At 58.0% G+C, this 26,157-nt stretch carries 20 protein-coding genes; 12 read left to right on the top strand and 8 right to left on the bottom strand.

What is annotated here, in order from left to right:
* The first annotated feature begins 3 nt into the window (after positions 1–3).
* The 11 genes from HRR99_RS14645 (at position 4) to trxA (ending at position 16,764) form a co-directional block, all read left to right on the top strand.
* On the top strand, positions 4–1,794 hold the full coding sequence (locus HRR99_RS14645) for a sensor histidine kinase (protein ID WP_111841264.1): 1,791 nt from the start codon (positions 4–6) through the stop codon (positions 1,792–1,794).
* On the top strand, positions 1,784–2,248 hold the full coding sequence (locus HRR99_RS14640; protein WP_233122245.1) for an HPr kinase/phosphorylase: 465 nt from the start codon (positions 1,784–1,786) through the stop codon (positions 2,246–2,248). The genes HRR99_RS14645 and HRR99_RS14640 overlap by 11 nt, the downstream gene beginning before the upstream one ends.
* Before the next feature lie 125 nt (positions 2,249–2,373).
* Positions 2,374–2,775 carry a PTS sugar transporter subunit IIA gene (locus tag HRR99_RS14635; protein ID WP_112501134.1) on the top strand — a complete coding sequence of 134 codons (402 nt, stop codon included), beginning with the start codon at positions 2,374–2,376 and terminating at the stop codon, positions 2,773–2,775.
* A gap of 14 nt (positions 2,776–2,789) precedes the next feature.
* Positions 2,790–3,065, top strand: a complete 276-nt coding sequence (locus tag HRR99_RS14630) for an HPr family phosphocarrier protein (protein WP_111841266.1) — start codon at positions 2,790–2,792, stop codon at positions 3,063–3,065.
* A 130-nt stretch (positions 3,066–3,195) separates the two neighbouring features.
* Positions 3,196–4,596 carry an adenosylhomocysteinase gene (gene ahcY, locus HRR99_RS14625; RefSeq protein ID WP_111841267.1) on the top strand — a complete coding sequence of 467 codons (1,401 nt, stop codon included), beginning with the start codon at positions 3,196–3,198 and terminating at the stop codon, positions 4,594–4,596.
* A 352-nt stretch (positions 4,597–4,948) separates the two neighbouring features.
* Entirely contained in the window at positions 4,949–7,384 is a 2,436-nt protein-coding gene (locus tag HRR99_RS14620; RefSeq protein WP_233123520.1) for a sensor histidine kinase, read from the top strand.
* On the top strand, positions 7,381–8,889 hold the full coding sequence (gene tsaE / locus HRR99_RS14615) for a tRNA (adenosine(37)-N6)-threonylcarbamoyltransferase complex ATPase subunit type 1 TsaE (protein ID WP_233122244.1): 1,509 nt from the start codon (positions 7,381–7,383) through the stop codon (positions 8,887–8,889). Before HRR99_RS14620 ends, tsaE begins: the two co-directional genes overlap by 4 nt.
* A 15-nt stretch (positions 8,890–8,904) precedes the next feature.
* Complete coding sequence (locus tag HRR99_RS14610) at positions 8,905–9,636, top strand: nucleotidyltransferase family protein (RefSeq protein ID WP_233122243.1); 732 nt, start codon at positions 8,905–8,907, stop codon at positions 9,634–9,636.
* A gap of 9 nt (positions 9,637–9,645) precedes the next feature.
* Complete coding sequence (addB, locus tag HRR99_RS14605) at positions 9,646–12,822, top strand: double-strand break repair protein AddB (RefSeq protein ID WP_233122242.1); 3,177 nt, start codon at positions 9,646–9,648, stop codon at positions 12,820–12,822.
* A complete protein-coding gene (addA, locus tag HRR99_RS14600) occupies positions 12,812–16,366 on the top strand; it encodes a double-strand break repair helicase AddA (RefSeq protein WP_233123519.1) in 3,555 nt (1,184 codons plus the stop codon). The genes addB and addA overlap by 11 nt, the downstream gene beginning before the upstream one ends.
* A 77-nt stretch (positions 16,367–16,443) precedes the next feature.
* Positions 16,444–16,764, top strand: coding sequence for a thioredoxin (trxA, locus tag HRR99_RS14595; RefSeq protein WP_111841273.1), 321 nt, complete (start codon positions 16,444–16,446; stop codon positions 16,762–16,764).
* Between the two features lie 108 nt (positions 16,765–16,872).
* On the opposite strand, the gene HRR99_RS14590 is transcribed toward trxA, so the two are convergent.
* The 8 genes from HRR99_RS14590 to HRR99_RS14555 form a co-directional block, all read right to left on the bottom strand.
* Positions 16,873–18,216 (bottom strand): bifunctional folylpolyglutamate synthase/dihydrofolate synthase, encoded by a 1,344-nt coding sequence (locus HRR99_RS14590; RefSeq protein WP_233123518.1) that lies wholly within the window; start codon positions 18,214–18,216, stop codon positions 16,873–16,875.
* A 33-nt stretch (positions 18,217–18,249) separates the two neighbouring features.
* Positions 18,250–19,143 carry an acetyl-CoA carboxylase, carboxyltransferase subunit beta gene (gene accD / locus HRR99_RS14585; RefSeq protein ID WP_233122241.1) on the bottom strand — a complete coding sequence of 298 codons (894 nt, stop codon included), beginning with the start codon at positions 19,141–19,143 and terminating at the stop codon, positions 18,250–18,252.
* 37 nt (positions 19,144–19,180) lie between these two features.
* A complete protein-coding gene (gene trpA, locus HRR99_RS14580) occupies positions 19,181–20,020 on the bottom strand; it encodes a tryptophan synthase subunit alpha (protein WP_233122240.1) in 840 nt (279 codons plus the stop codon).
* Between the two features lie 2 nt (positions 20,021–20,022).
* A complete protein-coding gene (gene trpB, locus HRR99_RS14575; protein ID WP_233122239.1) occupies positions 20,023–21,243 on the bottom strand; it encodes a tryptophan synthase subunit beta in 1,221 nt (406 codons plus the stop codon).
* Between the two features lie 2 nt (positions 21,244–21,245).
* Complete coding sequence (locus tag HRR99_RS14570) at positions 21,246–21,902, bottom strand: phosphoribosylanthranilate isomerase (RefSeq protein WP_233122238.1); 657 nt, start codon at positions 21,900–21,902, stop codon at positions 21,246–21,248.
* A 103-nt stretch (positions 21,903–22,005) separates the two neighbouring features.
* Positions 22,006–22,773, bottom strand: coding sequence for a M48 family metallopeptidase (locus HRR99_RS14565; RefSeq protein WP_233122237.1), 768 nt, complete (start codon positions 22,771–22,773; stop codon positions 22,006–22,008).
* A 45-nt stretch (positions 22,774–22,818) separates the two neighbouring features.
* Positions 22,819–24,054, bottom strand: a complete 1,236-nt coding sequence (locus HRR99_RS14560; RefSeq protein ID WP_233122236.1) for a polyhydroxyalkanoate depolymerase — start codon at positions 24,052–24,054, stop codon at positions 22,819–22,821.
* Between the two features lie 435 nt (positions 24,055–24,489).
* Complete coding sequence (locus HRR99_RS14555; RefSeq protein WP_233122235.1) at positions 24,490–25,332, bottom strand: fumarylacetoacetate hydrolase family protein; 843 nt, start codon at positions 25,330–25,332, stop codon at positions 24,490–24,492.
* Positions 25,333–25,526: 194 nt separating this feature from the next.
* Between HRR99_RS14555 and HRR99_RS14550 the strand changes: the two genes are divergently transcribed.
* The gene (locus HRR99_RS14550) at positions 25,527–26,129 is read left to right on the top strand and encodes a nitroreductase family protein (protein ID WP_233122234.1); all 603 of its coding nucleotides are present in this window, start codon (positions 25,527–25,529) and stop codon (positions 26,127–26,129) included.
* Positions 26,130–26,157: the final 28 nt, after the last annotated feature.

Genomic DNA, 26,157 nt, shown 5'->3' with positions numbered 1-26,157 from the left:
ACGTTGCTGAACAAGACGCAGGAAAGCGTATCGGATCAAACCGATGCCGACGATCGTGAGAGCGGTCGCCGGTATCGTATTCATCCGTTGACGATTATCCGCCGCATCTTCGGCAATGCCGTCTTCTCCAGCCTGACGCGGCGCATCCTGTTCTTCAACGTTGCGGCAACCGTGGTTCTGGTCGGTGGTATTCTCTACCTCAATCAGTTCCGCGAAGGACTGATCGATGCGCGCGTCGAAAGCCTTCTGACCCAGGGCGAAATCATTGCTGGCGCGATATCCGCGTCTGCGTCTGTCGATACCAACTCGATCACCATCAATCCCGAAAAGCTGCTGGAGTTGCAGGCGGGCCAGAGCATCACGCCGGTCCCAAATGACGAGGATCTGAGTTTTCCGATCAACCCGGAGCGCGTAGCACCCGTGTTGCGACGGTTGATTTCGCCGACCCGTACCCGCGCCCGGCTTTTCGATGCGGACGCCAATATCCTGCTCGATTCGCGACATCTTTATTCGCGCGGTCAGGTGCTGCGTTACGATCTGCCACCCGTCACGCCTGAGACCCAGACTTGGAGCGAGTGGTTTGCCAGCGTCTTCAATCGCATGCTCCAACCGAGCAGTCTGCCGCTCTACAAGGAAACGCCCGGCGGTGATGGCTCGATCTACCCGGAAGTGATGAACGCTTTGACCGGCGTGCGTGGCGCCGTGGTGCGTGTGACCGAAAAAGGCGAATTGATCGTTTCAGTCGCCGTCCCCGTCCAGCGTTTCCGTGCTGTGCTTGGCGTGTTGCTGCTCTCCACGCAGGCGGGCGACATCGACAAGATCGTCCACGCCGAACGTCTTGCCATCATGCGTGTGTTCGGCATCGCGACGCTGGTCAACATCGTTCTGTCCTTGCTTTTGTCGTCCACGATCGCCACACCTCTGCGTCGCCTGTCAGCGGCAGCGATCCGTGTGCGTCGGGGCGCCAAGGCACGTGAGGAAATCCCGGACTTTTCAGCGCGTCAGGATGAAATCGGCAACCTGTCCATCGCCCTTCGCGAGATGACCAATGCGCTCTACGACCGCATCGACGCCATTGAAAGCTTTGCCGCCGATGTCAGCCATGAGCTGAAGAACCCGCTGACATCGCTGCGTAGCGCCGTGGAAACCCTGCCGCGCGCCAAGACCGAAGAATCAAAGCAGCGCCTGACCGAGATCATTTTCCACGACGTTCGCCGTCTGGATCGTCTGATCAGCGACATCTCCGACGCGTCGCGGCTGGATGCCGAGCTTGCCCGCGTCGATGCGTCACCGGTCGATCTGGAGGTATTGCTGAGCAATCTGGTGGAGATTTCTCGCCAGATCAGTGCGAAGAAAAAAAGCGTGACTATCGATTACCTCGTGGACCATAAACCCGGCACCAAGGTCAGCTATGTCGTCAACGGACATGATCTGCGGATCGGCCAGATAATTACCAACCTTATCGAGAATGCACGTTCTTTCGTCTCGCAGGATGGCGGACGGATTGTCGTGCATCTCCTGCGCCAGAAAGACCGCTGCATCGTGCGGGTCGAGGATAACGGCCCCGGCATTCAGGCAGAAGATATCGATCGTATTTTCGAGCGCTTCTACACCGACCGTCCTGCAAGCGAAGGCTTCGGGCAGAATTCCGGCCTTGGCCTCTCCATCAGCCGCCAGATTGCCGAAGCCCATGGCGGCACGTTGAAGGCAGACAACATCATCGACAAATATGGCGTGATTTCCGGTGCGCGCTTCAGCCTGTCGCTTCCCGCCGCGCATAGTCATGAGCGCTGAGCGAACCAATATCCACGCCACCGCTATCGTCATCGGCAAGACGGGCCTGTTGTTCGTCGGTCCATCCGGCAGCGGGAAAAGCGAGCTCGCCTTCAGTTTCATGACCGAGGCGCAGCGATGCGGCCTCGAAACTGCGCTTGTTGCAGACGATCAGGTTTTCATGACGTGCCGTGATGGGCGCGTGATGGTGGAGCGACCTGAGACCATCGCGGGTCTTCTCGAACTGCGCAGCAGCGGCATCATCACCATGAAAAGCGTCGCATCCGCCGTGATGGACTATGCAGTAACCACCGAACCAAACCACGAAACGCCCCGCTTGCCGCCGGCACGTGAGCGTTTTCAACTGAGTCTTGACGCCTCCCTGCCGTTGCTGCGCATTCCACGCGACAGCATCATGCCCTATGGAAAATTTGCTGCACTTGCTCAGAATCTTTTCATAACCAAGGGAATGTGAACGAAAATCCAGCAATTTGGGGCTTGCGCTTCGGATTTTCCTCATCAAGATGTGGCCCCACCGATGGACATGATTGCGGCATTGCGATAGTCGGCAATCAAGGTGCGTGTGCAAGGGAGCATTTCATGATCGGACTAGTGCTTGTCACCCATGGCAAGCTGGCCGAGGAGTTTCGTCACGCTGTAGAGCATGTCGTCGGCCCTCAGAAATTGATCGAGACGGTCTGTATCGGTCCCGAAGATGACATGGACCAACGTCGCCAGGATATTCTGGACGCCGTCACGCGCGCAAATGACGGCAACGGCGTGATCATTTTGACCGACATGTTCGGTGGAACGCCCTCCAATCTCGCCATCTCTGTCATGAATGGTGGCAGCGTCGAAGTCATCGCAGGTGTCAATCTTCCCATGCTGATCAAACTTGCGGGCATTCGCATGGAAGATAACATGGAGAAGGCCTTGCAGGAGGCCTCGGATGCTGGCAGAAAATATATCAACGTCGCCAGCCGCGTTCTCAGCGGCAAATAAAGAAGATCGCTGGAATGTCGCCTCTTTCGCGGGAATTGCTGATCGTTAACAAGCGTGGCCTCCACGCCCGCGCATCTGCGAAATTCGTTCAGATGGTCGACAGTTACGATGCCGCTATCACCGTGTCCAAGGATGGCATGACCGTTGGCGGCACATCCATCATGGGTCTCATGATGCTGGCAGCCAGCCCCGGCTGTACTGTGGTGGTCGAGGCCAGCGGAAATCAGGCAGCCGAAGCGCTGGCCGCACTCGAAGCACTGGTGGCAGACCGCTTCGGCGAAGAAGTTTGATAACCACGCCATATAAAGACATAAAGACTTCTTTATATCCTTATTGCCAGATTAGCCTCAGCCTGCTACACCGCAGCCTATATTTTCGAGGCAGCGGCTGGCCCCTGCCATCTTTGAGCAGGAGACATCTATGAGCGCTGAAAAAGATTACATCGTCGCCGACATCAACCTTGCAGACTATGGCCGCAAGGAACTGGACATTGCTGAAACGGAAATGCCGGGACTGATGTCCTGCCGCGAAGAATTCGGCCAGACCAAGCCTTTGAAGGGTGCACGGATCTCCGGTTCGCTTCACATGACCATCCAGACAGCCGTTCTGATCGAGACCCTTAAGGAATTGGGTGCCGACATTCGCTGGGCATCCTGCAACATTTTCTCCACGCAGGACCACGCCGCCGCTGCCATCGCTGCAACCGGCATTCCAGTTTTCGCCGTCAAGGGTGAAAGCCTGACGGAATACTGGGAATACACCGACAAGATTTTCCAGTGGGCCGATGGCGGCGTTTCCAACATGATCCTCGACGACGGTGGCGATGCCACCATGTACATCCTTCTTGGCGCACGCGCGGAAGCCGGTGAGGACGTTCTGTCCAATCCAGGTTCGGAAGAAGAAGAAATCCTCATCGCCCAGATCAAGAAGCGCCTCGCCGCTTCTCCGGGCTGGTTCACCAAGCAGCGCGATGCGATCAAGGGCGTAACCGAAGAAACCACGACAGGCGTTCACCGCCTTTACGACCTCAGCAAGAAGGGCCTGCTGCCCTTCCCTGCCATCAACGTCAATGACAGCGTCACCAAGTCGAAGTTCGACAACAAGTACGGCTGCAAGGAATCGTTGGTCGACGGCATTCGCCGCGCCACCGACGTCATGATGGCCGGCAAGGTTGCCGTCGTCTGCGGTTACGGCGATGTGGGCAAGGGTTCCGCCGCTTCGCTTCAGGGCGCTGGCGCTCGCGTCAAGGTCACCGAGATCGACCCGATCTGCGCGCTTCAGGCTGCCATGGACGGCTTTGAAGTCGTTCGTCTGGAAGACGTCGTTGCCTCTGCCGACATCTTCATCACCACGACCGGCAACAAGGACGTCATCCGCATCGAGCACATGCGCGAGATGAAGGACATGGCCATTGTCGGCAACATCGGCCACTTCGACAATGAAATTCAGGTTGCTGCGCTCAAGAACCTCAAGTGGACGAACATCAAGCCGCAGGTCGACATGATCGAGTTCGCCAAGGGCAACCGCATGATCCTTCTGTCTGAGGGACGTCTGCTGAACCTCGGCAACGCGACGGGTCACCCATCCTTCGTCATGTCTGCATCCTTCACCAACCAGGTGCTGGGTCAGATCGAGCTGTTCACGAAGCAGGGCGAATACAAAAACGACGTTTACGTGCTGCCAAAGCACCTCGACGAGAAGGTCGCACGCCTGCATCTTGAGAAGCTGGGCGTGAAGCTGACAGAACTTTCTGAAGTTCAGGCTGATTATATCGGCGTGTCCAAGACCGGTCCGTTTAAGGCTGAACACTACAGATATTGATTGTATGGTTAATATCCACACATAATGCACTAGATATGGACATCGCGGACTTGACAAAGTCCGCGATTTCTTTTTAGCGCCCTCCCTTCCCGGTGGTTTCCTAAGGCGGTATTGTCACAAGACTTGATTCGTGCGCGGGCATGCGTGCGGAAATGGGATGTCTTGTCGAAGATGCGGCACATAGGACGGAGACAGACCGGGGATGACGGTAGACGATTCAAGCTCGCAAAAGCGGGCAAAAGACAACGTGCGGTCGGGCAGCAATGATGCGCCTGTGCCAGGACGTTTGACGACAACGCTGATCGGCACTGCGGGCTTTGTTCGCAGGAAGGCTGTCGCGTTTTCCGCTCTGATGGCGGGCACGATCCTCAGCGGTTTTGCGGCTGTGGCGCACGCCCAGCAAAATCTGGTTCTGCGCACGGGAGAGCGGCTTTTCTCCTCGTCGGAAACCATCACCTATTCCCTGTTCATCGGCATCGTCTCTGCGACGTTGTTTTCCATTGTCTGGCTCGTTCGCCAGCGCGGGAACATCGAGGCGGAAACCAGCGAGTATCGCGCCGCACTTGCGGAAGCGAACGCCAAGATTTCCAAATACGAAGCTCTGATTTCCGACAAGTCCAGACGGATCGTCATCTGGGAAAGCGCCAGTGACCGGCCTGAGTTCATCGGCCAGTTGCCGCCTGAAACAGGCATGCCGCAGGCTGATCAGGACTTCCTCGCTTTCGGGCGCTGGCTTCGACCAACCTCAGCCTCCCCCTTGGAAAAGGCGATCGAGAAACTTCGCAGCCACGCGCAGAGCTTCGACCTGACGGTTGAAACACAGCGCGGAGAGGTCATCGAGGTTCAGGGCCGCGTTTCGGGTGGAAAAGCCTTTGCCCGTTTCGTCGCGCTCAACAATCTACGCGCAGAACTTGCCGAACTTCAGGTGGAGCGCGAGCGGCTTGTCTCCTCGATATCGACGTTCCAGGATCTTCTCGATTCCATCGAGCAGCCCGTCTGGCGGCGCAATTCCGATGGACAACTCATATGGGTCAACCATGCCTATGCGCAGGGTGTGGATGCCCGCAGTCCAGAGCAGACCATCACCGAACAGCGTGAACTGCTCAATACGGTCACGCGTCAGAAAATCCACGCAAGTGCGACGCCGGAGTCTCCCTATCACGACCGCATTTCCACGGTGGTTTCCGGCAACAGAACATTCTTCGATGTCGTTGACATCAAGACCTCTGGCGGTTCCGCCGGTATCGCCATCGATACGACGGAAGCAGAGACGGTTCGCGAAGAGCTGAAACGCACGCTGAAAAGCCATGCCGAAACGCTGGATCATCTGGCAACACCCGTCGCCATCTTCGATGGTCGGCAGCGGCTGCAATTCTATAATCAGGCTTTTGTCAGCCTCTGGGGACTGGATCTGGTTCTTCTGGAATCCAAGCCTGATAATTCGGAGCTTCTGGATCGCCTGCGGTCCCTCGGCAAGTTGCCGGAACAATTGAGCTGGAAGAGCTGGAAGGAAACCGCCCTCTCCGTCTATCGCTCCCTCGATACCAAGACCGATCTGTGGCACCTGCCCAATGGACAGACTTTGCGCGTCATCGCCACTGCGCACCCACAGGGTGGTGCGACATGGGTGTTCGAAAACCTGACAGAGCAGGTCGATCTGCAGATGCGCTACAACACGCTCGTCAAGGTTCAGGGCGAAACCATCGACCATTTGGCCGAGGGCGTTGCCGTGTTCGGTGCCGATGGTCGAATCCGTCTGTCCAACCCGGCCTTCCGTGCGTTGTGGGCGATTACCGCCGATGAGGCTGCGGCAGGCAAACACATTCGCTCCATCGAAGACGTCTGCGCACAGTCCTACGACAAGCCAGATGGCTGGCGCGCCTTCAGCCAGTTTATCACCAGTTTCAATGACGAGCGTCTGTCCAAGCAGGGAACGCTCGAGCTTCTATCCGGCCTCGTGCTGGATTACGCGATCATTCCTTTGCCGGATTCGCAGACCATGCTGACCTTCGTCAATATGACTGACAGCGTGCGGGCCGAGCGGGCGCTTAAGGAAAAGAACGAGGCACTGCGCAAGGCCGACGAGCTCAAGAACGATTTCGTCCAGCATGTGTCCTATGAGCTGCGTTCGCCGCTGACCAATATCATCGGCTTCACCGACCTTCTCAAGACGCCCGGCATGGGTGATCTGTCCGAGCGGCAGGCGGAATATCTCGACCATATTTCCACATCGTCCTCGGTTCTTCTAACCATCGTCAACGACATTCTCGACCTTGCGACTGTGGATGCCGGTATCATGCATCTCAACTACACCGAAAACGATCTGAACGAGCTTCTCGAAGACGTGTCGGTACAGATCACCGACCGCCTGCAAGAAAGTGGCGTGTTGCTTGAAATCGTGGCCCCGGCGCATCTGGGCGCCATTGTCGCGGATCATCAGCGTCTCAAGCAGATTCTTCTCAAGCTGCTGACCAATGCGTCGAATTTCGCCCCCGAAGGCTCCGTGGTGACCCTGACCTGCAAGCGCACGGAAGGTGATTTCGTGTTCTCGGTCGCCGATCAGGGTCCGGGTATTCCCGAGGAGATGCTGAAGACGGTGTTCGACCGCTTCTCGACCCATGGCAATGGCGGTCGTCGCACCGGTGCAGGTCTTGGCCTTTCCATCGTGGAAAGCTTCGTCAGCCTGCACAGCGGTCAGGTCACAATCGACAGCCGACCCGGTGAGGGAACAGTCGTCAGCTGCCGTATTCCATCCGGCGCGCACCCGCATGCCATCGCCGCAGAATGAACGACACGGCTTCTCCCCTGTCCATTTTTCTCGCCGGTGAGGCAGACACGATCAGGCTTGGCGAAGAGCTGGCGCTGACAGTGCGTCCCGGCGATTGCATCGCGCTTGTCGGGGACCTGGGCGCTGGAAAGTCCACTTTGGCGCGCGCGCTCATTCGTGCCATCGCCGATGACGACCAGATGGAGGTGCCAAGCCCGACCTTCACTATCGTCCAAAGCTACGCGCTGCGTTTTCCCGTCGCTCATCTCGACCTCTATAGGCTGTCGGATGTTTCCGAACTGGATGAACTGGGTATCGATGAGATGCTGTCGGATGGCGTCTGCCTGATCGAATGGCCGGAAATCGCTTCCAGCGAACTGCCCAGCGACAGCACCATCATTCTGCGCCTCACGCATCAGGGCGAAGGACGTGTCGCGACAATCGAAGCGCCGCCTCACCAAAAAGCCCGATTGGGTAGGGTTTTTGCCATCCGCACGTTTCTGGAAGCTGCAGGTCAAACGGACGCGACACGAAGATATTTCAGTGGCGATGCTGCATACCGGACCTACGAATCCGTCCGCAACGGCGATGATCAGTATCTGCTGATGGACTGGCAACCGCCGCCAAGGGGGCCGATTATTCAGGATGGCAAGACCTATGCCGAAATCGTGCATCTCGCGCGTGAGGTGATGCCCTTCGTCGCGCTCGATCATTATCTCACGGAGAACGGGTTTTCGGCACCGGCTATCCTCGCACAGGATCTGGAGAGTGGCTTATTGCTCCTTGAGGACATGGGCCGCGACGGCGTGCTGGACGGCGCCGGAAACCCTATCGAGGACCGTTACCTCGAAAGCGTCGCCTGTCTGGCCAAACTACACGAGGCCACGGCGCCCGGCCAGATTACAATGAGCAACGGCGCTACCTACACTGTGCCGCCATTCGACCCTGCCGCCATGAAGATCGAGACGTCTTTGTTGCTGGACTGGTATGTGCCACATATCCGCAACGAGGCGATTGACGAGCACGAAAGACAAAGGTTTTTTAAGGCTTGGGATCAATTGATCGAAAAGCTCTCGGGCGCCGAAACCGGGCTTCTCCTGCGCGATTTCCACTCGCCCAACATTATCTGGCAACCTGATCAATCGGGAATACGCCGGGTCGGCCTGATTGATTTTCAGGATGCGATGATCGGACCAACGGCCTATGATCTGGCCTCGATCATACAGGATGCACGCGTTACTATTTCACCTGATTTGCAGGCCAGGATGATGGAGCGATATCTTGGCATTCGTCGCCAAAATTCCGGTTTCGATGAAAAGTCTTTCCTGAAGGCCTTTGCCATCATGGCGGCCCAGCGCAATTGCAAACTGGTCGGCATCTGGGTGCGGCTGATGAAGCGTGATGGCAAGCCGCATTACATGCAGCACATGCCGCGCACCTTTTCCTACCTGCGTTCCGCGCTTGAGCATCCAGAGCTGGCACCTCTGCGCGGCTGGTTCACCGATGCAGGCATCGATCTTCACTAACAGCGAAGTGTTTCCATGACGATCAAACAAGCGATGGTGCTCGCCGCTGGCCTCGGCACCAGAATGCGCCCGATTACCGATACGATCCCGAAGCCTCTGGTGCAGATTGCCGGAAGACCGATGATCGACTACGTGCTCGATGCGCTGGTTGAAGCTGGTGTCGAGACCATCGTCGTCAACATCCATCACCATGCCGAGCAGATGGTTGCGCATCTTGCGACCCGTAAGGACGTCGAGATCAGGATTTCGGACGAAACTGCCCAGCTGATGAATTCCGGTGGTGGACTTGCCAAAGGGCTGAAGCTTCTGGAGCCCGGCCCTGTGCTCGTCATGAATGCGGACCTGTTCTGGGTTGGTGAAATCGCCGGTCAACCCACCAATCTGCACAGACTTTCGACGTTTTTCGACCCCGCGGTCATGGATATGGCCATGCTCTGTGTCGATATGGATCGCACGACCGGGCACAATGGCAAGAAGGACTTCAATCTCGCCGAGGATGGTCGCCTGACCCGCTACAATGAGGGTGAACCGCACCCTGTCGTCTATGCCGGGGCCATCGCCATGGAGACGCGTCTGCTTGATGATGCACCCGCCGATGCGTTCAATCTCAACATCTATTTTGACCGTGCTATCTCAGATAACAGGCTTTTTGGTCTGTCGCTTGACGGTCAATGGATTACCGTCGGCACGCCGGATGCTATAGAGGATGCAGAGCGCACCATCGCGGCCACCGAAATCGACAAGTGAGACCACCCATTGGCGCATGCCAAGCGAATCCTGACCATCGCCCCCGGAACGCCATTTTTGAAAACGCTGGCGGAAAGCCTGTGTGATGGACGTCTGACGACCGCCTTTCGTTATGATGCTGCCGATCCGCTTTCGCTGGCAAAGGTCACGATCTACGTCCCGACCCGCCGCTCGGCCCGTGTCCTGCGCTCGGAATTCGTCGATCTCTTGGGTGGTCGTTCCGCCATCCTGCCGATCATAAGACCGCTTGGCGAGACGGACGACGACAGCGGATATTTCGATATTGAAACGCCAGCGACAATCGATCTCGCGCCACCGATTTCGAGCACGGCACGGCTTGTGGAGCTTGCGCGTCTCATTCTCGCCTGGCGAAACAGCCTGCCGGACGCCATCCGCGCTGTCCACTCCGATTCGCCTCTGGTTGCCCCCGCCAGCCCTGCTGATGCCATCTGGCTGGCGCGCGCGCTTGGCGAAGTCATCGACGCCATGGACACCGAGGACCGGGACTGGGATGCGCTGGCAAAACTCGATACCGCAGACCATGCACAGTGGTGGCAACTGACGGCAGACTTTCTCAAGATCGCCAGCGTCTTCTGGCCCGCCCGCCTTGGGGAACTGAACAAATCGTCTGCCGGACGACACCGCAACGCGATTTTGCGCGCGGAGGCCGGGCGTCTCGCAAAGATCGGGTCTAGCGATCCCATCATCGTTGCAGGGTCCACCGGCTCCATTCCGGCAGCCGCCGATCTCATTGCCGCTGTCGCTGCCCTGCCGCAGGGCCTCGTGGTTCTTCCCGGCCTCGATACCGAAATGCCGGAGGAGCAATGGCAGGACATCAACGAAAGCCCTGATGACCCGTCCACCCGCACCCATTCGCAATATGGTCTCTTCGTCCTTCTGCAAAAACTAGGTGTCTTGCGCGACGATGTCGAACAGATCGGCACGGTGGATATCGATCTGCAAAACCGCGCGGCGATCTTTTCCACAGCACTTGCCCCTGCCAAGGCGACCAGCGAGTGGAATGAATGGCGGGGCGACAAGTGCGAGGCCTTCTTCAACGACGCGTTTTCTTCCGCAGCCATCATCGAGGCCGCCAATGAGCGGGAGGAAGCGACAGCGATTGCCATTGCGCTTCGGCTGGCGCTGGAAAAACCCGGCAGCGGCCTCCAGTCGCAGGCTGCTCTGATAACGCCCGATCGCGGACTAGCGCGCCGTGTCGCGACAGAACTTGCCCGGTTCGGTATCGAGGCTGATGATTCTGCCGGTACTCCACTGTCTGCCACGCCGCAGGCAGGTCTTCTCCAGCTTGCCCTCGAAGCGATTTTACGCCCGGGCGATCCGGTGGCGGTCATGTCCCTGCTGAAACACCCGCTCTCGCGTTTCGGACTGGCGGTCGATGCCGTCCCCAACGCCGTTGCGGGTCTGGAGCTTCTGGCATTGCGGGGTGGCAGAACCGAAACTACGCTCGATACGCTGGACGTGCTGTTGCAGCAGCAACTGGCCTTGCATCACCAGGACCGGCACGCGCCGCAATGGCGTAAGGCTCTGTCACCGGATGTCGAGCTGGCTGCCGCCGATCTGGCTGGGCGCATCAAGCTGGCAATCGATCCGCTGGACTCTGCACTCATTCGCAAGGACCCGGTCAGCGGACGTCTGACCGAGCGTCTGACGCTGTCGGAATGGGCAGAGCGAACGGGCCGCGTGCTTGAAGCCTTCTGCATGGATGAGCGCGGTGATCTCGCAAGCCTCTGGTCCGGCGAAGCGGGTGAAAAACTGTCCGGCCTGCTGACGGAATTGATGGACTGCGGCGGCGTTCTGGAAGCCGATGGCCCGCAGTGGATCGATATCATGACGGCCCTGATTGCAGGCGAATCGATCAAGCCGCGCGCCATGCGTCACCCGCGTGTGTTTATTTTCGGTGCTCTCGAAGCCCGTCTTCAGGCTGTCGATACGGTCATCATCGGCGGCCTGAATGAAGGTATCTGGCCCGGCCAGACCGCCAACAATCCGTTCCTGTCGCGCAATATGAAAACCGCAATCGGTCTGGAGCCGCCTGAGCGGCGGATCGGGCAACTGGCGCATGACTTCGAGATGGCAAACGGCACGCGACAGATATTCTACAGCCGCGCGCTGCGTCAGGGATCGACGCCCGCCGTTGCCTCACGATGGCTCCAACGCCTTCTGGCCCTCGGTGGCGAAACATTTGGAGAAACCTTGAAGGCACGCGGCGCGACCTACCGCCACTGGGCCGTGATGCTGGACGAGCGCGAGGGCCAACCTCCAGCCAAGCGCCCTGCCCCGACGCCGACCGCGGATTTGCAGCCGAAATCCTATTCTTTCAGCGAAGTCGGCAGGCTTCGCCGCGATCCCTATTCCATCTATGCGCGTCGCATTCTCAAACTCGATCCGCTGGATGAGTTCAATCGCGATCCCGGCGCCGCCGATCGCGGCACGCTGTATCACCGCATCATGGAAAATTATGCGCGCGAAGAGCACGTACCCGGTACGCCCGCTGCCGAGGCCGCGATGTCTCGCGTGCTGCATGCCTGCTTCGACGCGGAAAAGCTGCCCCCGCATATCGACGTGGTATGGAGACAACGGTTCGAGGCGGTTGCCCGTGAGTTTCTGAAGTGGGAAACGGAAAGACGCCACCTGATCAAGCGCAGCCACATCGAAGCGCGCGCCGGGCAGGAGATTGCCGAGGCGGGCATTCGCCTCACCGGCGTTGCCGACCGTATCGACATCAAGACATCCGGCAAGGCTGATATTATCGACTACAAAACCGGTCTTTCACCCTCGGTTAAACAGGCCCGTTCCCTGCTCGACCCGCAACTGGCGCTGGAGGCAGCGGCCCTAATGCGCGGCGCCTTCCGCGATACCGGATCGCCGGTGCCCGAGGACCTGATCTACGTTCGCCTGCGCCCGGGTGAACGATTCGGAACCGATACGATCAACAATGAACATGCCAAATCGACCGCCAAGACCGCGCCGAAATCGGCGGCGGAACTGGCGACGGACGCCATCGACCAGCTTTCCAAATTCGTCATCTCGCTGCGAGAAGGCAAAAACGGCTTCGTCTCTCGGCTGATACCCGAGGAGCAGCAAAGCTATGGCGGCGAGTATGATCACCTCGCCCGTGTCTCCGAATGGTCCACCGCAGAACCGGGAGATGGTGATGCTGAATGACATCATAGATCACGGTCCTGAGCGCGATGATCCGACGAGCTGGATCGACTGGACGACCAGACAACAGACGAGGGCATCCGATCCGACTAGCTCTGCCTGGGTGTCGGCCAATGCCGGCTCCGGCAAGACGCACGTCCTGACGCAGCGCGTCATCCGCCTTCTGTTGGCCGGATGTCGGCCATCCGCCATTCTCTGTCTGACCTACACCAAGGCGGCAGCGTCGGAAATGTCGAGCCGCGTGTTCGACCGTCTCGCAGACTGGGCAACGCTCTCGAATGCTGATCTCAGCGATCGCATCACCGCCATTGAGGGCCGTGTTCCCGATCTCATCAAGCTAAAGGAAGCCAGACGCCTGTTTGCCAAGGCGCTGGAGACGCCCGGCGGATTGAAAATTCAGACCATCCACGCCTTTTGCGAAGCGCTTCTGCACCAGTTTCCACTGGAAGCGAATGTCGCTGGACATTTTTCGGTGCTGGATGATCGCGCGGCCAGCACTCTTTTGGCCGAGGCCCGGCGGACGCTTTTGACCGCAGTTTCCCTGGAAGTGGATCAGCCACTCGCCCAGGCGTTGGCCTATGTTCTCGATGCCGCCGACGAGACAGGGCTCGAATCTTTATTGAGCGCCATCGTCGCCAACCGGAATGCCATTCGTGGCTTTCTCGATATGACCCGTAGCCATGGCGGCATAGACGCGGCACTTCGCTCTCGCGCTGGTGTGAGCGCGGATGAAACCGAACAGACGGCTGCGGCGGCCTTCTGGCCACTTCCCGGTCTTTCCGGCCTGTCACTCGACACCTATCTGACCCTTGCTGACGAAATTGGCGGATCACGCGTGATCGATGTCGCCTACGCGCTTCGCGAGGCAAGCCGTACCACGGATGTCTTCAAACGCGTCGACTTTATCGAAGCAGCGCTGCTGACCTCGCAGGGTGCGCCGAAATCCGACACCTATGTCATCAACAAGGCCATGCAGAAATCCGCGCCCGGTTTGCTGGACGATCTGACGCTTGCACGCGCGCATGTCGTCGCCTGTCGTGATCGTTACCGCACCCTTCGCATGCTGGAAGCGACGAAACACGCATTGACCCTTGCCGAACGCCTGATCGGCGATTTCGAGGATTTGAAAAAGCAGCGCAGCCAGCTCGATTTCGAAGACCTGATCGAGCGCGCCGCCACGCTTCTCAACCGCGATACAGCGGGCGCCTGGGTTCATTACAAGCTAGATCAGGGCATCGACCACATTCTGGTGGACGAAGCACAGGACACGAGCCCGGTGCAATGGACGATCATCCAGTCTCTGGCGGCCGACTTCTTCCATGGCGATACCGCGCGTGAAGGTCGTCGCACTGTGTTTGCCGTGGGTGACGAGAAGCAGTCGATCTATTCGTTTCAGGGCGCCAGACCCGAACGCTTCTCGCAAGAAAGCCGGGAGACCCAGCAACGCGTCAGAGCCGTGGAACAGACATTCCATTCCGTGCGTCTGCCCCTTTCATTTCGTTCCACCGACGATGTGCTGGCCGCCGTCGATCAGGTTTTCTCCGTTCCCGAACATGCCGAGGGTTTGAGCGCAGAGAACGAACCCGTCGAGCACCGCTCCAACCGCCAGGGACAGGCGGGTACCGTCGAGCTCTGGGATATGGTCGCAGCCGAGCCGGTGGAAAACGAAGAGGACTGGACGGCTCCCTTCGATGCGCTACGGGAAAGCGCACCCCCCGCCATCGTCGCCCGCCGGATTGCGGCGCGGATCGCCGAAATGATCGGTACGGAAACGATTGTGGAAAAAGGCGTGGAGCGCGTCATCGAGGCAGGCGATATTCTCGTTCTGGTCAGAAAGCGCCACGCCTTTGTCAACGCGCTGACCCGCGAGTTGAAGCAGCGCAAAAACATTCCCGTCGCCGGTGCCGACCGGCTGCGGCTGACCGATCACATTGCCATTCAGGACCTGCTGGCGCTGGGTCGTTTCGTGCTGTTGCCGGAAGATGATCTATCACTTTCTGCCCTGCTCAAGAGCCCGCTTTTCAACCACACTGAAGACGACATTTTCGAATTGGCGGCACTGCGCGCAGCCGACACTAGTGTGTGGCAGCATTTGCAGGCCATCTCGACCGGAGAAGCCAACCGATTCAAGACGTCCGTTTCTCTGCTGACCCATTTCATAAACCTGTCGAAAATACAGACCATCCATGATTTCTTCGCCGCCGTGCTGACACTGCATGAGGGGCGAGCGCGGTTTCTGGCACGGCTCGGCAATGAGGCGAGCGATGTGCTGGACGAGTTCTTGTCCTTTGCACTGGACCATGAGAAGACCGGCCTACCCGGTCTGCAATCCTTCATCTCGGTCATTGAGACCGATGCACCAGAGATCAAACGCGAGCAGGACAAGGAGCGCGGCGAAGTCCGCATCATGACCGTTCATGCGTCCAAGGGTCTGGAGGCACCTGTCGTGTTTCTGGTGGACGGCGGCTCTAAGGCCTTTATTCACAGCCATCTGCCCAAGCTGCGGTTCGTTGAGACAACCAATGCCTCCCTACCCATCTGGCTACCCGGCAAGGGTTTCGATAATGCGCTGGTTTCCAAAGACGAGGACCGTCTAAAGCTTTCGGCGGAACAGGAATATCGACGCCTGCTCTATGTTGCGATGACGCGCGCTGCCGACCACCTGATCGTCTGCGGTTATCGCGGTCCTCGCGAAAATCCCGATTGCTGGCACGCCATGATCGCTCGTTCTCTCGCTGCCGATGAGACACGCTGCAAGCGGCAAGCGTTTGCAGCAGGCGGAGAAGAATGGGATGGCCTTCTCTGGCACTCCACCAGCCGGGAGACAAAGCAGGTCGGCAGGATCGCGCCACCTGAACTGCCGGTGCGTGACGCCCTGCCTGCATCCTTGATGACACCATTGCCGCCGCCGCCTTCGCTGCCACGCCCACTCAGCCCATCGGGCGCCGGGACGATCATCGATGATGGCTCCGAAGATCTGCTGGTCAGCTCTCCGCTGTTTACAAAGCCCGAAGTGTCCTCTGGCCTGGCACTCCAACGGGGTCGTCTGGTCCATCGCATGTTGCAAACACTGCCGGATTATCCGCAGGAAGAGCGTCCGACCGCTGCCCGACGATATGCAGAGCGTGCCGCGCGCTTCTGGCCGGATTGGGAACGGGAAAAGCTTATTGCCTCGACGCTGGCGGTTCTATCAGAACCCACGATCCAACCCGCCTTTGCGGCAAACAGCCGGGCGGAAATCTCCATCATGGGAACGTTGCGTTTGGGCAGACAGGACTTCGCCGTGTCAGGCCGGATAGACCGTCTGGCGGTGGAGGATGATCGGGTCATTCTCGTCGATTACAAGACCAACCGCGTACCGCCACCAAACGACGCGGCCATCCCCTTTGCACATAAGGCGCAGCTTGCAATCTACAAAAGCATTTTGGAGCCGCTCTACCCCGGCAAGACCTTTACCTGCGCGTTGATCTATACGGAAAACGCCTCCTTCATGCCATTGAGCGAGGAAGCGTTGCACGCGGCCCTTGCTGCAATCGAGACAAAGTGAGATACCGGGCATTGAAATTGCCCGCCGCCAGCATCACATGCTTGCCAACAAGATCTCTGACAAAAGGAGAGCCACCGATGGCTACCGTGAAAGTCGATACATCCAATTTTCAGTCTGAAGTTCTGGATTCCGCAGAGCCAGTTGTCGTTGATTTCTGGGCGGAATGGTGCGGCCCATGCAAGATGATTGCGCCAAGCCTTGAGGAAATTGCGACCGAACTTGCTGGCAAGGTCAAGGTCGTCAAGCTCAACATCGATGAAAATCCAGAGCTTGCAGCACAGTTCGGCGTTCGCTCGATCCCGACGCTTGCCATGTTCAAGGGCGGTGAAGTCGCTGACATCAAGGTTGGCGCGGCTCCCAAGACAGCTCTTTCGGCCTGGATTTCCAGCGCCGCTTGAGTGAAGGCATATAGTGAATGAGTAAGGCCTCGGAGCGATCCGAGGCTTTTTTGTTTGTCCGCCATTCCGGCCTTGAGCCGGAATCAGGTTCGGGATGACGGTGGGAAATTACTTCGGAACCGTTCCGTTGAACGCCAGCGCATTACCCGCCAAATATAGCGATCCACCGATCAGAATGCGCGGCGCTGGCTTGCCCGGCACGATCCGCTTTTTCAGCTCTTCCAACGCTTCTTCGATAGATGACGTGGGGGCCGCGACCAGACCCGCATCAAACACCGCATGCGCCAGCACGACCGGATCGATTGCAGCGTCCGTGCCATGGATCGGCACGGTAAACACATATTCGGCGATATCGGCGAAAGCCTTGAAGTAGCCGACCTGGTCTTTCGTATTGATCATGCCAGCGATGAGAACGAGTGGTCTCGCCTGCTTTTCCTCAAAACCCGCCATGGCCTCGGCAATCACCTCACCCGCGCCGGGATTGTGGCCACCATCGATCCAAATCTCCGATCCCGCAGGCGCGAGATCGACGATGTGGCCGGTCTTGATGCGTTGCAGGCGGCCCGGCCATTCGACCGATGCCATGGCCGTCTCGATCATCTTGTCCGTCACTTCGAAGCCAGCGGCCTTGACGGCGCGAATGGCGGCAGCGGCGTTAGCGAGTTGATGGCGACCCGGAAGACGCGGCAGTGGCGCGTCTACGAGGCTGAATTCATCCTGATAGACCATACGGCCAAATTCTTCATGGGCGGAATAATCTTGACCGTAAACCGCCGTTGGGCATTTCAGGCGCTCTGCTGTGTGCACCAGCACATCCAGCGCGGCGTCATATTCCTGATGGCCGATCACGACAGGTGATCCCGATTTCATGATCCCGGCTTTCTCGGCAGCGATCAGCTCGACACTGTCGCCAAGATAGGCCTGGTGATCGAGCGAAATGGGCATGATGATGGACACAGCGGGATTGGCGATGACATTGGTCGCATCGAAACGACCACCCAGCCCGACCTCAAGGATCGTGACATCTGCTGGATGCTCAGCAAACAGCACGAAGGTCACGGCAGTCAGGATTTCGAAAACGGTGATCATTTGGCCGTCATTTGCCTCTGCTACACGCTCAAGCGCGTTGGCCAGAACCGCGTCCTCGACATAACGCCCTTTTTCGCCCCTGACACCGATACGATAGCGCTCGTACCAGTTCACGAGATGCGGAGAGGTATGGACATGGACGGCAAGGCCTGCCGCCTCAAGGATCGCGCGGCTGAACGCCGTTACCGATCCCTTGCCGTTTGTACCGGCCACATGGATGACCGGTGGCATCCTTTTATGGGGATTGCCCAGCTTCTCCAGAAGGCGGATTATTCTGTCGAGTGAGAGATCGAAGCCCTTGGGGTGGAGCCCCAAGAGCCTCTCGATAATCTGTTCGGCCTCGCTGGAAGCGGGCGTCGTCATATCCGTCATCCGCGCCTCCTGAACCCGTTTCTATCAGGCGGACGCAGCCAACGGCATAACGTCTTTCGACGTGTTGGCGGGCGCCTTGGTCATGATCTTCAGCAAGCTGGCCAGTGTATCGGGAATTTCGCGACGATCCACGACCATGTCGACCATGCCGTGATCCAGCAGATATTCCGATGTCTGGAAGCCCTCAGGCAGCTTTTCGCGGATCGTCTGTTCGATCACGCGCTTGCCCGCAAAGCAAATCTCTGCACCTGGCTCGGCAATGTGCACATCGCCTAGCATCGCATAAGAAGCCGTAACACCGCCCGTCGTCGGGTTGGTGAGGACGACGATGTAAGGCATCCCCGCTTCCTTCAGCATATTGACCGCAACCGTGGTGCGCGGCAGCTGCATCAGCGACAGGATGCCTTCCTGCATACGTGCACCACCGGAGGCCGGGAACATCACGACCGGGCAACGCTCGGAAATGGCGCGCTCGAAGGCCTTGACGATGGCTTCGCCAGCGGCGATGCCGAGCGAACCACCCATGAACTGAAATTCGTGCACGATGGCGACGATCTTCAAGCCCTGAAGCTTGCCGACGCCGGCCAGGATCGTGTCTTCCTGCTCGGTCTTCACGCGGCTGTCGCGCAGACGGTCTGAATATTTCTTGGAGTCGCGAAACTTCAGGGGGTCCTGAGCCACTTTTGGCTGGACCAGCGCTTCGTAGACGCCGCCGTCGAACAGGTCTTCAAGGCGTGCCTTGGCGGGCATCTTCATGTGAAAACCGGAAGCAGGAATGACCCACTTGTTTTCCTCAAGGTCCTTGTGGAAGACCATCTCGCCCGTCTCGGGGCACTTGATCCAGAGGTTTTCCGGGGTCTCGCGGCGGCCAAGCATGGAGTTGATCCGAGGCCGTACGTAGTTGGTGATCCAATTCACGTCTAATACTCCTGACTAGCTGCGCTGAACCGAAGTCTTACTCGGCAGCGGCAAGGCGCGATGCGCGCACACCTGTTGAAAGTCCCTTTACCAGTGTTGTCACTGAGGGAACAGTGTCGTTGGTGGCCTTTCCATCCTTGGTCAGACTTCCGGCAATCTGGTTGACGATGGCAGAGCCCACCACGACGCCATCGGCAACAGCGCCGATTGCACGGGCATGATCCGCCGTCTTGACGCCGAAGCCGACACAGACCGGGAGACCGGTATGCGACTTGATACGACCGACTGCGCCGGAGATCGTCGACGGATCGGGCAAAGCCGAACCGGTGATACCGTTCATCGATACGTAATAGACGAAACCGGATGTATTTCTAAGAACCGCAGGCAGACGCTTTTCATCCGTGGTCGGCGTTGCCAAACGAATGAAATTGATGCCGCGGGCCAGCGCAGGAACGCAAAGTTCATCATCCATCTCGGGCGGAAGATCGACGACTATCAATCCATCGATGCCAGCTTCGAGCGCATCATCCAGAAACTTTTCGACGCCGTAGATATAGATGGGATTGTAATAGCCCATCAACACGATCGGGGTGGTGTCGTCGCCCTTGCGGAATTCGCGAGAAAGAGCGAGCGTCGTCTTTAGCGTCTGCCCGCCCTTTAGGGCACGCTGCGCCGCCATCTGGATCGCCGGGCCATCGGCCATCGGGTCGGAAAACGGCATGCCGAGTTCGATGACATCGGCACCGGCTTCCGGCAGCGACTTCATGATGCCGAGCGACGTGTCGAAATCCGGATCGCCACCCATGAAATAGGTGATCAGTGCGGGGCGGTTTTCAGCGCGCAGATCAGCAAAGCGCTTGTCCATACGTGCAGTCATGATTACGCACCCATTTCCAGAAGTTTCGCTACGGTAAAGATGTCCTTGTCACCACGACCGCACAGGTTCATGACGATGATCTGATCCTTGTCCATCTTCGGTGCACGCTTGACGACTTCGGCCAGCGCATGGGCAGGCTCAAGAGCGGGGATGATGCCCTCGGTGCGCGTCAGCAACTGGAAGGCATCCAGCGCTTCAGTGTCCATGATGGGGACATATTCGACGCGACCGGCATCCTTCAGCCAGGAGTGCTCGGGGCCGATGCCGGGATAATCGAGACCGGCTGAGACAGAGTGGCCTTCCTTGATCTGGCCATCGCTGTCCTGCAACAGATAGGTACGGTTGCCATGGAGAACGCCCGGCGCACCCGCCGTGAGCGACGCACAATGTTCTTCGCCCTCAAGGCCCTTGCCGCCCGCTTCCACGCCGACGATCTTGACGCTGGCGTCATCCAGGAAGGGGTGGAACAGGCCGATGGCGTTGGAACCGCCGCCGACTGCTGCCACCAGCAAATCTGGAAGACGGCCTTCTGCCGCCATCATCTGCTCGCGCACTTCGTGGCCGATGACCGACTGGAAGTCGCGGACCATTTCCGGGTAGGGATGCGGACCGGCTGCCGTGCCGATCATATAATAGGTGTCATCGACATTGGTGACCCAATCGCGCAATGCCTCGTTCATGGCATCTTTCAGTGTGCCGTGGCCGGAGGTTACCGGAATGACTTCTGCGCCCAGAAGCTTCATGCGGAAGACGTTCGGCGCCTGACGCTCCACATCGGTTGCGCCCATATAGACGACGCAGGGGATGCCGAAACGGGCAGCGACCGTTGCCGAGGCAACGCCGTGCTGACCGGCACCGGTTTCCGCGATAATACGGGTCTTGCCCATGCGCTTTGCAAGAAGAATTTGGCCGAGGCAATTGTTGATCTTGTGCGAACCCGTGTGGTTCAGCTCATCGCGCTTGAAATAAATCTTTGCGCCGCCCAGCTCCTGCGTCAATCGCTCTGCGAAATAGAGCGGGCTTGGGCGGCCTGTATAATGGGTGTTGAGGTGGGTCAGCTCTGCCTGAAACTCGGGATCGGTCTTGGCTTTGTTCCACTCGTCCTGAAGGTCAAGGATCAGCGGCATCAACGTTTCGGCCACGAAGCGGCCTCCGTAGATACCGAAGCGGCCGTCCTCATCGGGACCGGCGCGGAAAGAGTTGGGTTTCACCGTTTCGTTCACTCTCAAACTCCCTGCGTTCTGGCAGACCGTATCGCATCGAAGAATGCGTCGATCATGGCCAGATCCTTGACACCCGGTGCGCTTTCCACACCGGAAGATGCATCTATTCCCAAAGCGCCTGTCACGTCCAAGGCTTCGGCAATGTTGTCTTTGTTCAATCCCCCGGAAAGCATGTAATCCACACCCTCGTCAAGAGAGCGCAGCAAGGTCCAGTCGAAGGAGACGCCATTGCCGCCGGGCAGATCAGAGCCCTTTGGTGGCTTGGCATCGAACAGAAATTTATCGGCAATCCCTATATAGGCACCAATTTTGGCGAGATCACCGCCATCGCGAATGGAAAACGCTTTTATGACGGGCAATCCGTAGACGGCCTTGACGTTCAGAACCCGCTCGGGGCTTTCGCTGCCATGGAGCTGAAGCATGTCGGGTTTCAGCAGATCGATGATCTCGTCCAGCTCGTCATTGTCGGCATCGACGGTAACAGCCACGATCTTGACGCTGCCACGCACGGCATCCACCAGCTTGCCAGCAATATCGGGTTCGATATTGCGCGGGCTCTTTTCGAAAAAGATAAAGCCGATATGGCTCGCGCCGCGTCGAACAGCTCGCTCGATGGCGTCAGCAGACTTTAATCCGCAAATCTTGATATCCGGTTTCATGACTTGGGAGGTGCCATGAAATAGCTGATGAGTCGAGCCAAATCGAATGTAACCCTAATACAGGCAGATGTTTCACGTGAATCCAAAATGGTTTTTTAAGGATTCACTCGAAATCGATGGCGTGGAGTTGCGAGCCGTTGCGTTTGAGCCAGGCTTTCGACGCTTCCGTTGTCGGGCAGAGTTTTTCGCACAGCGCCCAGAATTTCGGGCCATGGTTCATCTCGCGCAGATGGGCGACCTCGTGGGCGGCGAGATAATCGATGACGCTTTCCGGCGCCATGACGATGCGCCAGGAAAAGCTCAAGTTACCCTCATGCGAACAAGAACCCCAGCGGCTGCGTGTGTCCTTCATGGAGATGGACCGTGCAGGCCTGCCAACTGACTTGGCGTGATGGGCCACCAGCCTCTCAAGATCGGCCCTCGCCTCTTTCTTCAGAAAGGTCGAGATGCGACGGCCAAGATGTTCCGGCAGACCGCTGACCCGCAGCACCGCTTCGCCCTCTTCATTCGTCGCGAGATGCGTTACGCCGCGCAATGTGCCGGTGTGTTCGATGCGATGTGGCACGCCGCGGATGGAAATGCTGCCGCCATCGGCAACGCTGCCGCCTTCCGAAAATTTCAACAGCCTGCTTTTCAGCCAGCCATTGTGGCGGTCGAGAAAATCATCCACGTCGCGATGGTGAAGACCATAGGGAATGGTCATTTTCAGCGCCTTACCGCCCGGCTCGATGCGGAGAGTGATGCGGGTAGCGCGCTGATTTTCTGTAATGGTGATGGGAACGCTGCGTCCACCGACATCCACCACGCGCTGGGACAGCACGGCCTTGGCGCGCGAAGTGGATTTCAGGGACTTTCGGAGGAGCGAAAACATCGCCTTTCATAGCGATTCGCGCCGCAAAAAGCTATCCGGTCGCCTCTATGCGGCACGCTCGTTTTTGCGGATGAAGTCCAGCATGCGTGGGACGATATCGCGGCGGAAGCGAGAACCGTTGAAGACACCGTAGTGGCCGACATCCGGCTGCATGTAGTGCTCGCGCTTCTCGGGCGGGATATTCGAGCAAAGATCATGCGCGGCCCTGGTCTGGCCGACGCCGGAAATGTCGTCATTCTCACCCTCGACGGTGAACAGTGCTGTCCGCTTGACGGAGGACGGATCCACCGCCCTGCCCCGATGCAGCATCGTTCCCTTGGGAAGCGCATGTTCGATGAACACGGTTTCGACCGTCTGGAGATAAAATTCCGCCGTCAGATCCATCACCGCCAGATACTCATCGTAGAACTCGCGGTGCTTCTCTGCCGTCTCACCGTCGTTCTTCACAAGGTTCATGTAGAAATCCTTGTGTGCCGTCATGTGCTTGTCGAGGTTCATCGACATGAAGCCGGTGAGTTGCAGGAAGCCGGGATAGACGGCGCGGCCAAAACCGGGCTGCGGCCACGGCACATGCATGATGACATTATCACGGAACCACTCGATGGGCTTGCCCTTGGCCATTTCGTTGACCGCCGTGGGGTTGATCCGTGTGTCGATCGGCCCACCCATCAGGGTCATGGAGGCCGGTGCGCACGTGTCATCGTCGGCCTCCATCAGCGAAACGGCAGCCAGCACCGGCACGGATGGCTGACAAACGGCCACGACATGGACGCCCTCACCAATGTGGTGGATCATATCGATGAGGTAATCGATGTAATCATCGAGATCGAAACGGCCATCCGTCAGCGCCACGGTGCGCGCATCCAGCCAATCCGTGATGTAGAGATCGGCAGACGGCAGAAGCGCCTCGACCGTGCCGCGCAGCAAGGTCGCGTAGTGGCCGGACATGGGCGCGACCAGCAAGACTTTTGGATCTGGTGTTTGGCCGACAGGGAGATCGCGTTTGAAATGGATGAGATTGCAGAACGGCAGCGACCAGACAATCTCTTCGCTGACACCAACGGATCGTCCGTCGATTACTGTCTCCGAGAGCTCGAATTGCGGCTTGCCGTAGCGACGTGTCAGACGTTCAAACACTTCAAAACCAGCGTCGAGGCTTCGTCCAAATGCCGTATTGGAGAGGGGATTGACAGGATTGTTGAAGGCCTGCCGCATCATATCGGCGCTGGCCCGCAGCGGCATCATGGCCGCGTGGTTCATTTCATAAAACTGATAGAACATGGATGAACGCCTCCCGTCGTTTATCTACTTCTTTTCGTCATGATAGCATCTTTTCGCACATGCACAAAATCGGGCCGTTATTTTGGGAGTTGGCCGCTGTCTCGACGCTTAGTTTTAAAGGATTTACGGATTCTGAGCCCGATGAAGATCAAGGAAGCGATCATTGCCAAAGCTAAAGAAAACATCGGGCCCGTGATGAGGAGCACAATCCAAGGACAAGCGACGTCCTCGCATTTATAAAGGCCGTTTAAACCTGCCTGAAAAGCCAGCCAATACCCTAAGATGATACAAGCGCCTGCGATGCAGAGGACTGCCAATACTATCTTTATTGTTCTCACGACTACTCCCGCAGCAAGGTAGCAGCTTGTCACACGCAGACGCGAAAGGGCAAGCCAAGGCCTGCCCTTTTTCATTCCGCACTGTTCAATAACAGACTCAGACGTCGGCCACGAATGTCTGCTTCTGCGTGCCGAGACCTTCGATGCCGAGCTCGACCACGTCGCCAGCTTTAAGGAAGCGTTGCGGCTTCATGCCGAGACCGACGCCGGGAGGGGTGCCGGTGGAGATGATGTCGCCGGGATGCAGGGACATGAACTGGCTGAGGTATGAGACGACATGGGCAACGCCATAGACCATGGTCTTGCTGGAGCCGTTCTGCATCGTCTCGCCATTGACCTTCAGCCACATGCCGAGGTTTTGCGGATCGGCGACTTCGTCCTTAGTCACAAGCCACGGGCCAACCGGGCCGAAGGTATCGCAGGACTTGCCCTTGGTCCACTGCCCCTGGCGCTCGGACTGGAAGGCGCGCTCCGACACATCATGCGAAACACAGTAACCGGCGACGTAATCCAGAGCATCGGCTTCGGAGACATATTTCGCCGTTTTGCCGATGACGACGCCGAGTTCGACTTCCCAGTCCGTCTTTTCCGAACCGCGCGGGATAACGACATTGTCGTTGGGACCGACGATGGCAGATGTGGCCTTCATGAAAATCACAGGCTCCGGCGGCACGGTGGCGCCTGTTTCAGCTGCGTGATCGGAGAAATTGAGACCGATACAAATGAATTTGCCGGTGCCGGAGACGCAAGCGCCGATACGGTCGTCGCTCAGAACCGGAAGCGAAGCCAGATCGATGGCTGCGATCTTTTTGAGACCTTCTGGAGAAATGGCATCACCGCCGATGTCTTTCACATGCGCAGACAAATCGCGCACCTTTCCTTCAGCATCGAGGATGGCTGGCTTTTCGTGACCCGGTTGGCCGACGCGTAACAATTTCATGACATTTCTCCCATTGTCCGACATGTTCATGCATATATGAACGAACTATTTATCCGTGTCACCCCTGCTGAAATTCAAAAAACGTCTCCGTTCGGATTGTAGGAGGCATTTTTCTCAGCGGGGTGTATGACATTTCTTGAGGGCCTCACGGTGCGCCTCTGCATCATGACGTCAAACAGTGTCGAGGAGATGATATGACCTACGCCAATTCACGCCAATCCGAGTATCCGGTCGATCCCATATTTCTGGATCGCTGGTCGCCACGGGCGTTTGACGGGACAGGAATGCCGAGAGAGCATCTGCTGACGATCCTCGACGCTGCGCATTGGGCGCCGTCTTCGTCCAACCAGCAGCCATGGCGTTTCGTCTTTGCCCATAAGGGCACCGAGCAATGGGATACGTTCGTCAGCCTGCTGATGGAAGGCAATCAGGTCTGGGCAAAAAACGCCGCCGTGCTGCTTTTCGTCATCTCCCGCGACTTTACGATTTCCCGCGACGGCGAGAAGAAGCCTGCAACGACCCATTCTTTCGATGCCGGTGCTGCCTGGCTGTCGCTTGCCTTGCAATCCCATATGCTCGGCTACCACGCCCATGGCATGGCGGGCATCTTCAAGGACAAGATTGTCGAGACACTGGACATCCCAGCCGGTTTCGTCGTCGAGGCCGCCGTCGCGATCGGAACAATGGCCGACAAATCCACCCTATCGCCAGAGCTTGCAGAGCGGGAAATCCCCAGCGACAGATTGCCACTCTCCGACGTCGCCTTCGAAGGCAAATTTACCGGCAAGGCCGAATAGACCCTGTTTCATCAGCACGAGCTCAAAC

The sequence above is a fragment of the Agrobacterium vaccinii genome (assembly GCF_021310995.1).
Classification (GTDB): domain Bacteria; phylum Pseudomonadota; class Alphaproteobacteria; order Rhizobiales; family Rhizobiaceae; genus Agrobacterium; species Agrobacterium vaccinii.
Note: the sequence above shows the minus strand (reverse complement) of the source record. Positions and strands in the feature narration are given on the sequence as shown.

Coding starts and splice junctions, on each gene's coding strand:
- HRR99_RS14640 (WP_233122245.1), top strand. CDS start 1,784: ATGAGCGCTGAGCGAACCAATATCCACGCCACCGCTATCGTCATCGGC.
- HRR99_RS14635 (WP_112501134.1), top strand. CDS start 2,374: ATGATCGGACTAGTGCTTGTCACCCATGGCAAGCTGGCCGAGGAGTTT.
- HRR99_RS14630 (WP_111841266.1), top strand. CDS start 2,790: ATGTCGCCTCTTTCGCGGGAATTGCTGATCGTTAACAAGCGTGGCCTC.
- ahcY (WP_111841267.1), top strand. CDS start 3,196: ATGAGCGCTGAAAAAGATTACATCGTCGCCGACATCAACCTTGCAGAC.
- HRR99_RS14620 (WP_233123520.1), top strand. CDS start 4,949: ATGGCGGGCACGATCCTCAGCGGTTTTGCGGCTGTGGCGCACGCCCAG.
- tsaE (WP_233122244.1), top strand. CDS start 7,381: ATGAACGACACGGCTTCTCCCCTGTCCATTTTTCTCGCCGGTGAGGCA.
- HRR99_RS14610 (WP_233122243.1), top strand. CDS start 8,905: ATGACGATCAAACAAGCGATGGTGCTCGCCGCTGGCCTCGGCACCAGA.
- addA (WP_233123519.1), top strand. CDS start 12,812: ATGCTGAATGACATCATAGATCACGGTCCTGAGCGCGATGATCCGACG.
- trxA (WP_111841273.1), top strand. CDS start 16,444: ATGGCTACCGTGAAAGTCGATACATCCAATTTTCAGTCTGAAGTTCTG.
- HRR99_RS14590 (WP_233123518.1), bottom strand. CDS start 18,216: ATGACGACGCCCGCTTCCAGCGAGGCCGAACAGATTATCGAGAGGCTC.
- trpA (WP_233122240.1), bottom strand. CDS start 20,020: ATGACTGCACGTATGGACAAGCGCTTTGCTGATCTGCGCGCTGAAAAC.
- HRR99_RS14570 (WP_233122238.1), bottom strand. CDS start 21,902: ATGAAACCGGATATCAAGATTTGCGGATTAAAGTCTGCTGACGCCATC.
- HRR99_RS14565 (WP_233122237.1), bottom strand. CDS start 22,773: ATGTTTTCGCTCCTCCGAAAGTCCCTGAAATCCACTTCGCGCGCCAAG.
- HRR99_RS14560 (WP_233122236.1), bottom strand. CDS start 24,054: ATGTTCTATCAGTTTTATGAAATGAACCACGCGGCCATGATGCCGCTG.
- HRR99_RS14555 (WP_233122235.1), bottom strand. CDS start 25,332: ATGAAATTGTTACGCGTCGGCCAACCGGGTCACGAAAAGCCAGCCATC.
- HRR99_RS14550 (WP_233122234.1), top strand. CDS start 25,527: ATGACCTACGCCAATTCACGCCAATCCGAGTATCCGGTCGATCCCATA.